Raw genomic sequence first — 14801 nt, 5'->3', positions numbered from 1 at the left:
GACGATGAGGTTGATAGGTCCGAGGTGGAAGCGTGGCGACACGTGCAGCTGACGGATACTAATCGATTGAGGACTTATCTAAGTTTTTTCATGTCGCCTTACGCTTATTTAGTTTTCAGGGTACAAATTCTTTTAAAAAAGTGTTGCATTTTTATCCTGAAATGCATATAATATAACTTGTCCTTGTTTTTCAGGAAACATCTTCAAGTTACATAATGGATTGTCTGGTAACGACGGCGAAGAGGTCACACCTGTTCCCATGCCGAACACAGAAGTTAAGTTCTTCAGCGCCGATGGTAGTCGGGGGCTTCCCCCTGCGAGAGTAGGACGCCGCCAGGCAATACAAAAAGAGTAAAGTACAATGCTTTACTCTTTTTTTAATGGTTGAAGAAAAGTTCAAAGTAACTCCAAACCAACATCTGGGCGGCGGTATAAAAAGAAATTTGACGAGTCAGCCAAATATACAGCAAGTGGGGCAGCTCAATAAATATCTGTATGTCCTATTTTTTGATATAATAAAATTTAGTTACACATTTTAAAATGCAAAGGAGGTGAGTAAGCATGTTTCTGGAACTAATTCAAAATGCATTTATAGATTCTTCTTTCTTTTATATGTATTTCGGCGTTATGTTGATGACGATGGGAATCATGTACTTTGTTCATTTTCACCATAATCATCCGCTTGTATATGATTCCGTTTTTGGTGACAAACGTCAAAATGCGAAAATTGATATCAGTCATCTGGGGAAAACTTTCGTTATCAATGAGCCTTTTATTATCTGGCTTATCATAATATGTAAAAGGATAGATGAAAAAGACGACAAAAACGACAATGTATCCTCTTATTTTAAAAAGGAGCTTAAAATAAGAGGAGGACAATTACGGAAAGAAATGGCTTACTCACAGCCTTTAAAAAATATCGTTTTATCATTTTAGTGTTATTGGTTATCTTTGTACTTGGAGGGTGTGGAGTAAATACAGCACCTATTGACAGTTCATCTCCAGGGATTTTTGATCATTATTTTGTGTACCCTTTCTCTCTGTTAATAAAAAAGGCAGCTGCTTTGTTTCAAGGTAATTATGGGATTGCTATTGTATTGATTACCCTTATTATTCGATTTGCGTTAATGCCGTTTTTTATCAGGCAGTCCAAAAACAGTAAAGACTCACAAAAGAAAATGACAGCGATGAAGCCGGAGATGGACCAGATTCAACAAAAATATAAGGGGAAAAGCAGTACGGAAGATCAGGTAAGTATGCAGAAAGAGCTAAGTGAACTTTATCAAAAGCATGATTTTAATCCAGTTAAAATGGCTGTCGGGTGTCTGCCGATGATTATTCAAATGCCTGTCCTTATTGGATTTTATTATGCTATTATGCGGACGCCAGAAATAGCTGAACAGTCATTTTTATGGTTTAGCTTGGGAGAGACAGATATTGCATTTATCTTTTTTGCTGTGCTTATTTACTTTATTCAATCCAGGGTCAGCCTTATCGGTTTGGATGAAGCTCAGCGAAAGCGAATGGCTGTTATGAGCTTTTTATCTCCAGTTATGATTGCGATTGTCTCTTTCAATGTACCGGCAGCATTGCCGCTGTATTGGTCTGTCAGTGGATTATTTATGATTATACAGACACTTATCATAAAAAAATATATACATTAAAAGAAATACGTTAAGTAAAACAAACTTCCTTTGTTATCGCGGGGGAAGTTTGTTTTATAAGTTTTTTCTGCCGTCCAGGATAAAACAGTTATAAATATTCCTTTTTTTGGCTAACCTGAACAATAAAAAAGTTTTGCGTAGGTATTGCATTATTTTTTAAAAAGAGATATAATAATTCTTGTCCCTAATAAAGGGATTAAAAAATATTATTTTTTACATCGCGGGGTGGAGCAGTCTGGCAGCTCGTTGGGCTCATAACCCAGAGGTCGCAGGTTCAAATCCTGCCCCCGCAACCAAATTAAAATCCAGCATCCCTATTGAAGTACTGGTGAGAAATAATACATACCTTGGGTCCGGTAGTTCAGTTGGTTAGAATGCCTGCCTGTCACGCAGGAGGTCGCGGGTTCGAGTCCCGTCCGGACCGCCATGATTTTAATAATAATAGTAATCGACAGCACATGGTTTCCGCTTAGAAACATGTGTTTTTTTAATGTTATAAAGTTTCCCTTTAGATACGGTAATAACAACATAATATATGTTGAAGTCATTAAATGTATTCATTTGAAGAACATACATTTTTATTTTTTTCTTTGATTTGCTATGATATGTAGTAGATTAAAAAGGTTCACAAACGTTTCGTTGGACACATTTAAACTTATCACATTGTTACTAATCAAACATTTTCCCAATGTGAAATAAAGGATACGGTGATAGCATGGATGAATTCTCATTTATTGACGCCATTAAACAAAAAGATTATAAACAGCCAACATTAGTGAAGGGAATTGGCGATGATGCGGCGGTTTTTCGCAGTACATCGGATATTGTGGCAACTGTCGATACATTTGTGGAACATATCCATTTTTCTTTAGAAACGATGGATCCTTTTCATATTGGATATCGTGTATTGGCTGCAAATATCAGTGACTTAGCTGCAATGGGATCAGAACCTGCGTTTTATTTGGTTTCCATGTGTATTCCGAAAAGTTGGAATCAACAAGCATTAGAAGAAATTTACCGGGGCATGCGTGATCTAGCAGCAAAACACCGGATGGATCTGATTGGCGGGGATACCGTGTCCGGCGACAGTTTAATGATTTCGATTACAGCGATGGGGTACGTGCCAAAGGACAAAGTCAGATATCGAAGCGATGCCCGTCCTGGCGATGTTGTTTTTGCTACGGGGACGTTGGGAGATTCCCGGGCAGGATTAGAAATGCTGCTAGAGGGGCAGGAATGTAAAGATAAAGATGATTATATACAGCGTCACCGGCTGCCGGAGCCGAGAGTAGCTTTGGCTTTAGGTTTACAGGAACTGGACCGTGTAGCATTAAACGATATCAGTGATGGTATAGCAAGTGAAGCAAATGAAATTGCGGAAGCTTCCGGTATAGAACTTACGATAATAGAAGAAAAAGTTCCTGTTTCTCAAAGTTTTCATCAGTTTACTGAAAAACAGCAGTATGATTGGAAACTTTCTGGCGGAGAGGATTTTGAACTTTTAGGAACCGTGTCAGTAGCGAATTGGCCCAAAGTACAGGAACTTGCTGCAGAAACGGAAACACCTGTCCAGCAGATAGGCTATGTCCGTGAAGCAGAAGAGCCGCGTGTGTTGATTCAATTGCGCGAGGAAACGAAACGATTAACGAAAAGCGGGTATACCCATTTAAAGTAGGTGGATGGATTGTTGCGATTGGTATGTAACACTGAAGAGGAAACGCAGGATTTTGCGTATCGGCTGGCGGAAAAATTACAGCCGAATGATGTCTTGACCCTGGAAGGACAGTTAGGCGTCGGAAAAACAGCTTTCACAAAAGGACTGGCGAAAGGACTTGGTATTCAGCGGAATATTACGAGTCCGACCTTTACGATTGTAAAGGAATACCGTGGACGTTTGCCGCTATATCATATGGATGTGTATCGTCTGGAAAATGCGATGGAGGATATCGGCTTTGATGATTATTTCTTCAGGGGCGGCGTCACTGTGATTGAATGGGCAAGTTTTATTGAAGACTTTCTCCCGGAGGAACGGCTGGATATCAAGTTGAATTATACGGAGAATGCGAATCAGCGTGAAATCATACTTACTCCTTTCGAGGAGCATTTTGAACAAGTTGTTAAAGCATGGAGGTAGGAGTTTTTTTATGAAAATACTTGCGATGGATACTTCCAATCAAGTTTTAAGTGTGGCATTATTAGATAATACACAAATCATTGGTGAGATCACCACAAATATAGCTAAAAATCATTCTGTACGCTTGATGCCGGCAGTGGAAAAGCTGATGAAGGATGTCCATGTCAGCCCATCTGAATTAGACCGTATTGTTGTTGCGAAAGGGCCAGGATCGTATACAGGCGTCCGTATCGGCTTAGCAACAGCTAAAACAATGGCTTGGGCGCTGAATATACCGGTTATCGGTGTTTCCAGTTTAGAGGTGCTGGCTTACCAGGGCATGTTATTTGATGGCATTATCTGTCCATTTTTTGATGCCAGACGCGGTTTAGTTTATACAGGTGCTTTTCAAAGTGAAAACCATCAACTTAAAACAGTAATGGAAGAAGAAAATATTTTAATGACAGAGTGGCTTGCCAAGTTGAAAGCAACAAAAGAAAATGTCTTATTTTTAAGTCAGGATACAGATTCTTTTCAAGCAATGATTACAGAGCAGCTGCAAGAGAAGGCTGTTTTTGCTGATTCGTCGCTGCAGCTTCCGCGAGCGTCTCACTTGGCACTGTTAGGAAAAGACGAAGAAGCGGACGCTGTGCATGCGCTTGTTCCTAATTACCTTCGTTTAGCAGAGGCAGAAGCAAATTGGCAAAAACAACAGAAGGAAAACACAAACCTATGAGTGCGTTTGTGATTCGTCAGATGGATTTGGTAGATGTGCCAGAAGTAGTGGCAGTAGAAGAAGCGACATTTACAGGGCCGTGGGACGCTGACCTTTTTTATAAAGAGCTCTGTGAAAATGACCATGCTTATTATTTCGTAGCTTGTCTGGATAACAAAATAATTGGCTACATTGGTACATGGGTTGTATTTGAAGATGGGCAAATTACGAATTTTGCTGTTCATCCAGATGTACGCGGACAAAAAATAGGTGAGAAACTCTTTGGTTATGTCATGACCTTTATGGCGGGCAGAGGGGTAGAACGGCTGTCTTTAGAAGTACGTGTCTCCAATACGACAGCACAGTCTTTATATCGGAAGTTCGGCCTTGTGCCCGGCGGAATTCGAAAGCATTATTACACGGATAATTTTGAAGATGCTATTGTAATGTGGGTGAGTATAAAATGAAAAAAGATACAATAATATTAGGCATAGAAACAAGCTGCGATGAAACAGCTGCATCGGTTGTGAAGAACGGACGCGACACACTTTCTAATGTGGTTGCATCCCAGATTGAAAGCCATAAACGTTTTGGCGGGGTTGTTCCCGAAATTGCTTCCAGGCATCATGTGGAACAAATTACTATGGTTTTGGAAGAAGCAGTTCAGCAAGCCGAAGTAACATGGGATGACATTGATGCGATTGCTGTTACAGAAGGCCCAGGCTTAGTAGGAGCACTGCTTGTCGGTGTCAATGCCGCAAAAGCACTGGCCTTTGCCAAAAATAAACCGCTTATCGGCGTACATCATATTGCCGGCCATGTGTATGCAAACCGTTTGGAAAATGAATTTGAATTTCCGCTTCTGGCGTTAATCGTTTCTGGAGGTCATACAGAGCTTGTACTGATGAAAAATCATTATTCTTTTGAATTAATTGGCGAAACAAGAGATGATGCTGCAGGAGAAGCGTATGATAAAGTCGCCAGAATGTTGAAGCTTCCTTACCCAGGCGGTCCGGAAATAGACCGTTTAAGTGCGGAAGGAGAGGCAACGATTGACTTTCCGCGTGCTTGGCTGGAAGAGGGAAGTTATGATTTTAGTTTCAGCGGCTTGAAATCAGCCGTTATTAATAAACTTCATAATGCCCAGCAGCGCGGTGAAACTTTGGAACCAGCAGATATAGCTTCAAGTTTCCAGCAAAGTGTTATAGACGTATTAACAGAAAAAACGTATCGCGCCGCACAGGAATATCAGGTGGAACAGGTTATTGTAGCGGGCGGGGTTGCAGCAAACAAAGGTTTGCGGGAAAGCTTAAAGGATCGCTTTCGTGGGGACAAAGCTGATTTGTATATTCCGCCCATTCACTTATGTACAGATAATGCAGCGATGATTGCAGCTGCTGGAACGATTTTATATGAAGAAGAAAAATTTACCGCGCTTGATTTAAACGCAAATCCTTCATTAATGTTAGAATAGGATTGATAGCCGTAAAAGCTTACCATTTGTTAACATACAAAATGCATCTGATAACATAACGGTCTATGATGAAATTACCGCCCGTGATGAATGTGATATACGCTTATGACATGAACATTTAGGGAGCGGCATGGGAAAATTGGTGGGATCCGATGAATAAAAAACAAAATTATTACTTTCAAACTGATTTAATATTATTACTGCTGGGGTTTGCAATTATCAGTTTTGTATCTATTTATAGTGCGCAGCAGCTGGAACAGTATGATACCAATTTTTTAATTCAGCAAATGTTCTTTTATGCAGTAGGAGTTGGATTAATTGCAGCTGTTCAGTTTCTAGATCTGGAGCAATTGTATAAAACCAGTCTTTACATTTATATAGCCGGCGTTTTGCTGCTTGCATTTCTTCCTATCAGCCCGGAATTTGTTGCCAGAGAAATCAATGGTGCAAAAAGCTGGTATACGCTTATACCGGGATTGACATTGCAACCGGCAGAGTTTGTAAAAATATCTACTATTTTATTTTTAGCAGCAGTTATCAGCAGACATAAAGAAAAATATCAAAGAAGTACATTAAAGACAGATATTCAACTTCTCTTCAAATTAATCATATACGCTGTCATACCAGTATTTTTGATTATGCTGCAGCCGGATTTTGGTACGGCTATGGTATATCTGTTTATTGCTGGTGTACTGATTATTCTATCCGGTATTAACTGGAAAATAATCTTTTCATTGATACTTTCAGGAATTACTATCATTGGAGCTGTTTTCTTTATAGTGATAGAGTTTCCTGGGTTTGCAGAAGAAACACTTGGGATACAGCCATATCAAATTGACCGTGTAATGACTTGGTTTGATCCGGCACAGCAATCACAAGATGCTAATTTCCAATTTGAACGCTCGCAAATGGCACTTGGTTCAGGACAGTTATTTGGAAAAGGAATGGGCAGTGTCGAAGTGAACTATCCGGAAGCTCATACGGACTTTATTTTCTCTGTTATAGGGGAAAGTTTTGGATTTGTCGGAAGTGCTTTTGTTGTTCTGCTATATTTTATGTTGTTATATAAATTGGTAACACTCGGGTTAAACATTTATAAACATTCTCCATTTGGAGCTTATTTCTGTTTTGGATTTTTAAGCTTAATGCTTGTCCATATTTTTCAAAACATCGGAATGACGATTGGAATTATGCCGATTACAGGGATTCCATTGCTTTTATTAAGTTACGGAGGCAGTTCCGTGATGTCAACGATGTTAGGTGTCGCAGTGGTTTATAGAGTTGCTGTGGAAGAAACCATACAAAATGATTACCTATTTAAATAAAATGCTTCCTTTACGGGAGTTTCCAGTTCAGCAAAATAATGGCGAACGAATAAAAACGCATGGAGTATCTCCATGCGTTTTTATTTACGAATATGTTCAGCCAATAAATTGATGATGCTTTACATCTTCATCAAGCACGGTAATAATAACCGATTCAATCTGGTTATCTTTTAAAGAACGTACTGTAAATGAAAGATGCTTATAATATGCGGTGTTTTTTTGATTCTCAGGCTGCCGCTCGATTAAATCGGCTAAAAAATGACGTAATGTTTGGTGTGGTGTATCCATTGGAAATATTACACCTAGAAAGCCCTCCAATATAAATAAGTTAGTAGCCCCGTTGACCAGATACCGGTTACTGGAAAGCGGAGCAATATCTTTTGTCTCTGAGGTTACCGGACTGTAATCCCCTAATAAATCTTTCGTAATATCCCTGATAATATCTTCTAATGTAACTAACCCTTGAGTGCCTCCGAATTCATCCAAAACAATCGCAATACTATAATCCCTTTCCTGCATGTCTTTAAAAACAGCATCCATTTCTTGATTCATCTGGACATAAACTGCAGGGCGAATAAGATGATGCAAGGAAAAGAAAGCAGGAGAAGCATCTGATTTTAAACTATGGAAAAAGTCTTTCACATGTAATATCCCTGCAATTTCATCAATATCTTCGTTAAAAACAGGAATTCGGGTGAACTCCGTTTCCTGTAAAACAGAAAATACGTCTTCCAGCGAAGCATCTATTTGTAAAACAGTCAAATCTGTACGATGTGTCGCAATTTCACCTACATCATTGCCGCTAAATTCGATAATATTTTGAGATTCTCGCTGATACCCCTCTGATTGGATTTCTTCCGGTGTATCTGTTTTTGAAAATGCATCCGGAAAGAATCGGGGAAATCTTTTCATGATAAAATGCGGATGCTTTGCTGCCAGCTGCTTCGGCAAAAGGTATCCTAAACTGATCCATACGCCAAATAACAATAAGCTGGAAAGCAGCACCGTGATCAATGTATCGACAGGCTGTGAAAAAGGGAAAACAGAATCAAATAAATGCCGGGCGAGCGGAATGGTAACAGCCACCATAAGCCATGAGCTGCTAAACAGGCCGATAAACAGGAGTATAAAGGAAAGAGAGTGGAAGCGGGATTCCTCCCTGTATGATTGCGCTAACGTTGTTTTTTTGACAGCATAGAACATCAAACTGACAAGAATAAAAAATAAAAAAGTAACGACGGGTATCCCCACGAGATAACTACCTCCATTAATCACTTTGAATGAGTTCATGTATACTAAAAAGCAGACAATCATTTTGTTTGCTTTTTAGTATACAACAATCTGAAAATTATATCAATTGCTTAATTCTCTTCCAGCGTTGCCCATTCATCCATGTAATGATCCAGTTCTTCTTTTAAAACCGATAATTGATCGGTTAACTCCATTGTCTTTTCATGATCATCAAATACATCCGGTTTGGTCATTTCTAATTCAATGTTTGCAATCGCTTCTTCCTTTTGTTCAATGGCAGTTTCTAATTCTTCAATCCGCCGCTGCCGTTTGCGCTCTTCCCGCTGCCGTTGTTTTTCTTCCTGAAAGCTGAGCTTTTTGGCAGAAACTGCTGGTTCAGCTGCTTCTTGCGGATTTTTTTGCATTTCTAACTGACGCCATTCCTCTTCTTCCGCTTTTTTCTCTAAATAATAATCATAGTCACCAAGATACATTTTCACATTACTTGCTTGCATCTCTGCAACTTGATCTGCAATTCGATTGATAAAGTAACGGTCGTGGGAAACAAAAATAATCGTTCCCGGAAAATCTATTAAAGCATTTTCCAAAACTTCTTTACTGTCAATGTCCAAGTGGTTTGTCGGCTCGTCAAGAATCAGCAAATTAGATTTTTGCATTTTCAGTTTCGCTAGTGCCAGTCTGGATTTTTCACCGCCGCTTAAGGAGGAAACAGGTTTTAGGACATCTTCTCCGGAGAATAAAAAGTTCCCGAGAATGGTACGAATATCTTTCTCATTAATCAGCGGATAATCGTCCCACAACTCTTGCAAAACAGTTTTATTCGAATTGAGGGTTGCCTGTTCCTGATCATAATAACCAATTTGAACATTCGTTCCGAGTTGAATTTCTCCTTGAACAGGCTGCTGTTTACCGACAATATTTTTTAATAGCGTCGTTTTACCGACCCCGTTCGGTCCGACTAATGCGATACGGTCACCGCGGTTAGCGTGCAAGGTAATGTCTTCAAAAATCGGCTGGTCGGTATCCGGGTATTGAAAGGTTAAGTCTTTTATTTTTATTACATCATTTCCACTCTGGCGGTTTATTTGGAAGGAAATAGATGCTGAGGATTCATCCCCTGCAGGGCGTTCGAGGCGATCCATTTTTTCAAGTTTTTTCCGTTTGCTTTGTGCCCGTTTGGTCGTAGAAGCGCGTGCTATATTTCGCTGGATAAAGTCTTCCATACGTTTGATTTCCGTCTGTTGTTTTTCAAATTCTTTTTTCTTCTGCTCATACTCAAACGCTTTTTGATCTAAATAGTTGCTGTAGGTTCCATGGAATTTTTTAGAATGATGTCTGGAAATCTCATAGACAATCGATACCGTTTTGTCTAAAAAGTAACGGTCATGGGAAACGATAACGATGGAGCCCGGATAATTGACTAAATAACCTTCCAGCCAGGTAAGGGTATCAATATCCAGATGGTTGGTCGGCTCATCAAGAATCAGCAATTGCGGTTTTTGCAACAGGAGCTTTCCAAGAGCCAGTCTTGTTTTTTGCCCGCCGCTTAAATCGGTAATTAACGTATCGAAGTCAAAATCCCCAAAGGATAGTCCAGTGAGTACAGATTTTATTTCTGCTTGATACGTATATCCGCCGCTTGTTTCGTAATCATTTTGCAGCTTATCATATTTCTCGAGCAGCTGTTGGTAAGCTGCGTCGTCCATACCAGAAGAATCCGCCATCTGTGCTTCCATTTCCCGCAATTTATTTTCCATCGATATAAGCGGGGAAAATACATCCAACATCTCTTTCCAAATGGTTTTTCCAGACTCTAACATCATATGTTGGGAGAGATACCCGAATGTTAAATCTTTCGGTTTGAATATTTCACCATCATCGAAAGGCATTTCACCTGCCATTATTTTAAGTAATGTTGACTTACCGGATCCATTCCGGCCGACAATTGCAATTCGTTCATTTTCTTTAATTTCCATTTTTATATTAGAAAGAATCTCTTCTGCTCCAAAAGATTTCGAGATTCCATTTAATTGCATTAAAATCATCATTGCCATCCTTTCTAAGTTAGAAAAAAGCCTGAGCCAGCAGGCTGCAGCATTATCTGCTTACCGGCTTTCTTATTCACTCATCCTGTTCAAGGAAATCATACCTTATATAAGTGTAACGTATTGCAATAGAAGCGACAATAAAATTAGCTAAAGTTCGCCACGTTGGCAGTATTTCTGTTAAAATTGTATAGTAAAGAGTATGTGATTAATTAAACGTGAATATGAAAATGAAAAGGGTTCAATGATACATTTTCCTATACTTAGAATCTGAAGAGAGGCCGTTTCAAATGGAACAAAATAAAATTCCGCAGGCAACAGCAAAACGGTTGCCTTTATACTACCGATTTCTCAATAATCTATATCAACAAGGGAAGATGCGTGTCTCTTCCAAAGAGTTGAGTGAAGCTGTGAAAGTGGATTCTGCCACCATCCGCAGAGATTTCTCCTATTTTGGAGCCCTTGGGAAAAAAGGATATGGATACAATGTTGAATATTTATTAGGGTTTTTTAAAAGCACGTTGGATCAGCATGAAATCACGAATGTTGCTTTAATTGGGGTTGGAAATCTCGGAACTGCATTTTTACATTATAATTTCTTAAAAAATAACAATATCCGTATTACTATGGCTTTTGATGCAGATGAATCGAAAGCCGGCAAAGAAGCTGGCGGTGTGCCTATTTACCATGTAGATGAATTAGAAGATAAAATAGAGGGAACTGAAGTTGCCATTTTAACAATCCCTGCAGAAGAAGCGGATACTGCTGCAAACAGATTGGTTGATTTAGGAATTAAAGGCATCCTGAATTTCACCCCGGCGCGTATTACCGTTCCAAGCAATATCCGTGTGCATCATATTGATTTAACAGTGGAATTGCAATCACTTGTATACTTTTTAAAGCATTATCCTTTAGAAGCAGAATAAACGGTTTATTTATTGATAAAAAAACTAGCTCCCAAAAAAGCTTTTCTAAAAAAGAAAGCGGAATGAGAGCTAGTTTTTTCTTATTTTTTATTCTTTACTTTAAAGTAGTATCGCAACATACGGAAGCCGGCAAAGAAAGTAAGTGCTGCAATAGCGGCGAACAGGATGGTCACCGTATTCCAGATTGTTTCTCCTTTGCTGAGAACTCCAATATAAATGAATAAAGCACCAAATAAAATATAAAAAATGGCTTTAATTAAATAGGGACGATGCATGTTAACCTCCAAAGAATATAAGTTGTAATTGATCCATCTGCCGTTGAATTTCTTCCGGATCCAATGAAAGCTGAGCTATGACAACAAGTGTGTTCATGCCTGCATGTACAATAATAGGCACAATAATCCGTTTTGTCTGTACGTATAGGAAAGCAAAAACAAATCCCATTGCCATATATACCAATAGATGCAAGAAATCCCAATGAATCACGGCGAATATAATAGCAGAAATAATGGCTGCGAAGAAAAAGTTCATTTTTTTATAAAGGGATCCAAAAATAATCTGCCGGAAAATGATTTCCTCCAATATAGGGGCGAAAATAGCCGGAAGAACAACAAAGATCGGGACAGCCCGGGCCATATTCATGATTCCTTGTGTATTTTCCGATCCAGGATCTATTCCGAAAACTTCCAATTCAATCGTGGCTGCCAGCCCTTGGGCAAGGAGGGCTAAAATAATACCCAAAACAGACCAGCCGATAATTGCGCCGGGGCCTGCTGCATCACGATGAGCCTGGGTTTGCATTTCCGGTTTTAACAGCCAAAGCACAATAACAATACCAGCAGCAAAACTGAATACAGACCAATAAATACTGGCCAGCGCAAGATCGGTATTAAATACAAATGCGAGCAGCGGGGCTGCAAGAAAAACCGAGAATTGCATAATGATGTATGTAAGTATGACATAAATATATCTTCGGGTCATAAAAACGCTCCTTCTAGTATAATCATCATAAAGTATATTCTAACACAACTGCTATTGAAAATTATAATCAGAAGTACAAAGAATCATGCATGAAGCAATAAAAAACCCAATATCTTATTTTAAAAAAATATTACAGCATCCTACTTGCATTTTTTCCAAAAATTAATTATCATAAGAATTGGAGTTAGCACTCGGGTGTGCAGAGTGCTAATAAAAATAAAAAAATGATTTGGGATTAAGGAGGCAATTCTACATGATTAAACCATTAGGAGATCGTGTTGTTATCAAACTTGTTGAACAAGAAGAAACAACCGCAAGCGGAATCGTACTTCCAGACTCTGCAAAGGAAAAACCGCAAGAAGGTGAAGTCATTGCAGTAGGAGCTGGACGTGTGGAAAATGGAGAAAGAGTGACCCTGGAAGTTTCTGAAGGAGATCACATTATTTTCTCTAAATTTGCTGGTACCGAAGTGAATTATGCAGGTACGGAATACTTAATTCTTCGTGAAAATGATATTTTAGCAGTTATTAACTGATTCAAAATATACGATGAATCTTTACAAGTAAATTCAACCAATGAAATGAAACCGTGAATCAATTTGAAGGAGGAATTGAACAATGGCTAAAGATATTAAATTTAGTGAAGACGCTCGCCGTGCAATGCTACGAGGTGTAGATACGCTGGCAGACGCAGTAAAAGTAACATTAGGACCAAGAGGCCGTAATGTCGTTTTAGATAAAAAATTCGGTTCTCCATTAATCACAAATGATGGCGTAACCATTGCGAAAGAGATTGAACTGGAAGATGCATTTGAAAATATGGGTGCACAGTTAGTATCCGAAGTAGCATCCAAAACAAATGACGTTGCCGGTGACGGTACAACGACAGCAACTGTACTTGCGCAGGCAATGATCACAGAAGGGCTAAAAAACGTAACTTCCGGTGCTAATCCGGTAGGAATCCGCAGTGGTATTGAAAAAGCAGTTGCTTTGGCAGTAGAAGAGTTGAAAAATATTTCGCAGCCAATTGAAAGCAGAGAGGCTATTTCGCAAATTGCATCTGTATCTTCCGGCGACAATGAAGTCGGACAGTTAATTGCAGAAGCGATGGAACGCGTAGGCAATGATGGTGTAATCACTGTGGAAGAATCAAAAGGATTTAACACAGAACTGGAAGTAGTAGAAGGCATGCAATTCGACCGCGGATATGCTTCTCCTTACATGGTTACCGACCAGGATAAAATGGAAGCTGTACTGGAAGACCCTTATATTCTCATTACAGATAAGAAAATTGGAAATATCCAAGACGTATTGCCTGTTTTAGAACAAGTTGTGCAACAAGGTAAACCGCTTCTGATGATTGCGGAAGATGTAGAAGGCGAAGCTCTTGCTACATTGGTTGTAAACAAATTACGCGGTACCTTTAATGCGGTAGCTGTAAAAGCTCCAGGATTCGGTGACCGCCGTAAAGCAATGCTTGAGGATATTGCAGTTCTTACTGGTGCAGAAGTTGTCACAGAAGATCTTGGTTTAGACCTTAAATCAACATCCATTGAACAATTGGGACGTGCTTCTAAAGTTGTCGTAACAAAAGATAACACAACTGTCGTACAAGGCTCTGGAGATCCAGAAGCAATTTCCAGCCGTGTATCACAAATTCGTGCACAAGCAGAAGAAACAACTTCTGATTTTGACAAAGAAAAATTACAAGAGCGCCTGGCAAAATTAGCTGGCGGCGTTGCTGTTGTTAAAGTTGGTGCAGCAACAGAAACAGAACTTAAAGAACGTAAACTTCGCATTGAAGATGCATTGAACTCAACTCGTGCAGGTGTAGAAGAAGGAATGGTTCCAGGCGGCGGTACAGCTCTCGTAAATATCTATGAAAAAGTAAGCGAGCTTACCTTGACCGACGATGAAGCAACTGGTGCAAGCATCGTACTGCGAGCATTAGAAGAGCCAGTTCGTCAAATCGTCCACAATGCTGGTTTGGAAGGTTCTATCATTGTAGAACGCCTAAAAAGTGAAAAAGTAGGTATCGGCTACAACGCAGCAACCGGCGAATGGGTAAACATGGTTGAAGCTGGTATTGTAGATCCGACAAAAGTAACCCGCTATGCACTTCAAAACGCAGCATCTGTTGCAGCAATGTTCTTGACTACCGAGGCCGTTGTAGCAGATAGACCGGATGAAAATGAAGGCGGCGGCGGAATGCCTGATATGGGTGGAATGGGCGGTGGAATGCCTGGCATGATGTAAGGCATTCACCCTAAAAGCATCCATCTCTCGTATTATAATTAACTTATAGAGA

The 14801-nt window shown here is 39.6% G+C and carries 15 protein-coding genes, 2 tRNA genes and 1 rRNA gene; 14 read left to right on the top strand and 4 right to left on the bottom strand.

Features of this window, described 5'->3' with window-relative positions; translation table 11 throughout:
• The first annotated feature begins 223 nt into the window (after positions 1-223).
• The 11 genes from rrf to ACFQ19_RS12810 all read left to right on the top strand — a co-directional run bounded on the left by rrf (position 224) and on the right by ACFQ19_RS12810 (position 7291).
• Positions 224-339 (top strand): 5S ribosomal RNA (gene rrf / locus ACFQ19_RS12860).
• Positions 340-561: 222 nt separating this feature from the next.
• On the top strand, positions 562-936 hold the full coding sequence (locus ACFQ19_RS12855; protein WP_379592687.1) for a hypothetical protein: 375 nt from the start codon (positions 562-564) through the stop codon (positions 934-936).
• A 128-nt stretch (positions 937-1064) separates the two neighbouring features.
• On the top strand, positions 1065-1664 hold the full coding sequence (gene yidC / locus ACFQ19_RS12850) for a membrane protein insertase YidC (RefSeq protein ID WP_379592685.1): 600 nt from the start codon (positions 1065-1067) through the stop codon (positions 1662-1664).
• 219 nt (positions 1665-1883) lie between these two features.
• Positions 1884-1960: transfer RNA gene (locus ACFQ19_RS12845), tRNA-Met, on the top strand.
• Positions 1961-2014: 54 nt separating this feature from the next.
• A tRNA-Asp gene (locus ACFQ19_RS12840) sits at positions 2015-2091 on the top strand.
• A gap of 288 nt (positions 2092-2379) precedes the next feature.
• Complete coding sequence (gene thiL, locus ACFQ19_RS12835; protein ID WP_379592683.1) at positions 2380-3339, top strand: thiamine-phosphate kinase; 960 nt, start codon at positions 2380-2382, stop codon at positions 3337-3339.
• Between the two features lie 12 nt (positions 3340-3351).
• The gene (tsaE, locus tag ACFQ19_RS12830) at positions 3352-3798 is read left to right on the top strand and encodes a tRNA (adenosine(37)-N6)-threonylcarbamoyltransferase complex ATPase subunit type 1 TsaE (protein WP_379592681.1); all 447 of its coding nucleotides are present in this window, start codon (positions 3352-3354) and stop codon (positions 3796-3798) included.
• Between the two features lie 10 nt (positions 3799-3808).
• Positions 3809-4513: a tRNA (adenosine(37)-N6)-threonylcarbamoyltransferase complex dimerization subunit type 1 TsaB gene (gene tsaB, locus ACFQ19_RS12825; RefSeq protein ID WP_379592679.1), complete on the top strand. Its 705-nt coding sequence runs from the start codon at positions 3809-3811 to the stop codon at positions 4511-4513.
• Positions 4477-4959, top strand: coding sequence for a ribosomal protein S18-alanine N-acetyltransferase (gene rimI, locus ACFQ19_RS12820; protein WP_379592677.1), 483 nt, complete (start codon positions 4477-4479; stop codon positions 4957-4959). Before tsaB ends, rimI begins: the two co-directional genes overlap by 37 nt.
• Entirely contained in the window at positions 4956-5966 is a 1011-nt protein-coding gene (gene tsaD, locus ACFQ19_RS12815) for a tRNA (adenosine(37)-N6)-threonylcarbamoyltransferase complex transferase subunit TsaD (protein WP_379592675.1), read from the top strand. The genes rimI and tsaD overlap by 4 nt, the downstream gene beginning before the upstream one ends.
• Positions 5967-6118: 152 nt before the next feature.
• Complete coding sequence (locus ACFQ19_RS12810) at positions 6119-7291, top strand: FtsW/RodA/SpoVE family cell cycle protein (protein WP_379592673.1); 1173 nt, start codon at positions 6119-6121, stop codon at positions 7289-7291.
• Between the two features lie 96 nt (positions 7292-7387).
• Here the strand turns inward: ACFQ19_RS12810 and ACFQ19_RS12805 are convergent, their stop codons facing one another.
• Both ACFQ19_RS12805 and ACFQ19_RS12800 read right to left on the bottom strand, forming a co-directional pair.
• Complete coding sequence (locus ACFQ19_RS12805; protein WP_379592671.1) at positions 7388-8542, bottom strand: CBS domain-containing protein; 1155 nt, start codon at positions 8540-8542, stop codon at positions 7388-7390.
• 110 nt (positions 8543-8652) lie between these two features.
• Positions 8653-10587: an ABC-F family ATP-binding cassette domain-containing protein gene (locus ACFQ19_RS12800; protein ID WP_379592670.1), complete on the bottom strand. Its 1935-nt coding sequence runs from the start codon at positions 10585-10587 to the stop codon at positions 8653-8655.
• Between the two features lie 290 nt (positions 10588-10877).
• Here ACFQ19_RS12800 and ACFQ19_RS12795 point away from each other — a divergent pair, with 290 nt between their 5' ends.
• Complete coding sequence (locus ACFQ19_RS12795; protein WP_379592669.1) at positions 10878-11513, top strand: redox-sensing transcriptional repressor Rex; 636 nt, start codon at positions 10878-10880, stop codon at positions 11511-11513.
• Positions 11514-11593: 80 nt separating this feature from the next.
• On the opposite strand, the gene ACFQ19_RS12790 is transcribed toward ACFQ19_RS12795, so the two are convergent.
• Both ACFQ19_RS12790 and ACFQ19_RS12785 read right to left on the bottom strand, forming a co-directional pair.
• On the bottom strand, positions 11594-11788 hold the full coding sequence (locus tag ACFQ19_RS12790) for a YdiK family protein (RefSeq protein ID WP_379592667.1): 195 nt from the start codon (positions 11786-11788) through the stop codon (positions 11594-11596).
• A 1-nt stretch (position 11789) separates the two neighbouring features.
• Positions 11790-12494, bottom strand: a complete 705-nt coding sequence (locus tag ACFQ19_RS12785; RefSeq protein WP_379592665.1) for a CPBP family intramembrane glutamic endopeptidase — start codon at positions 12492-12494, stop codon at positions 11790-11792.
• Between the two features lie 253 nt (positions 12495-12747).
• Between ACFQ19_RS12785 and groES the strand changes: the two genes are divergently transcribed.
• The gene (gene groES, locus ACFQ19_RS12780; RefSeq protein WP_379592663.1) at positions 12748-13029 is read left to right on the top strand and encodes a co-chaperone GroES; all 282 of its coding nucleotides are present in this window, start codon (positions 12748-12750) and stop codon (positions 13027-13029) included.
• An 82-nt stretch (positions 13030-13111) separates the two neighbouring features.
• Positions 13112-14749, top strand: coding sequence for a chaperonin GroEL (gene groL, locus ACFQ19_RS12775; protein WP_379592661.1), 1638 nt, complete (start codon positions 13112-13114; stop codon positions 14747-14749).
• Positions 14750-14801 lie beyond the last annotated feature (52 nt).

Source organism: Oceanobacillus locisalsi (assembly GCF_042675985.1).
Classification (GTDB): domain Bacteria; phylum Bacillota; class Bacilli; order Bacillales; family Amphibacillaceae; genus Oceanobacillus; species Oceanobacillus locisalsi.
The sequence above is the reverse complement of the archived record's forward strand: the minus strand, read 5'-3'. Positions and strand labels throughout refer to the sequence as shown.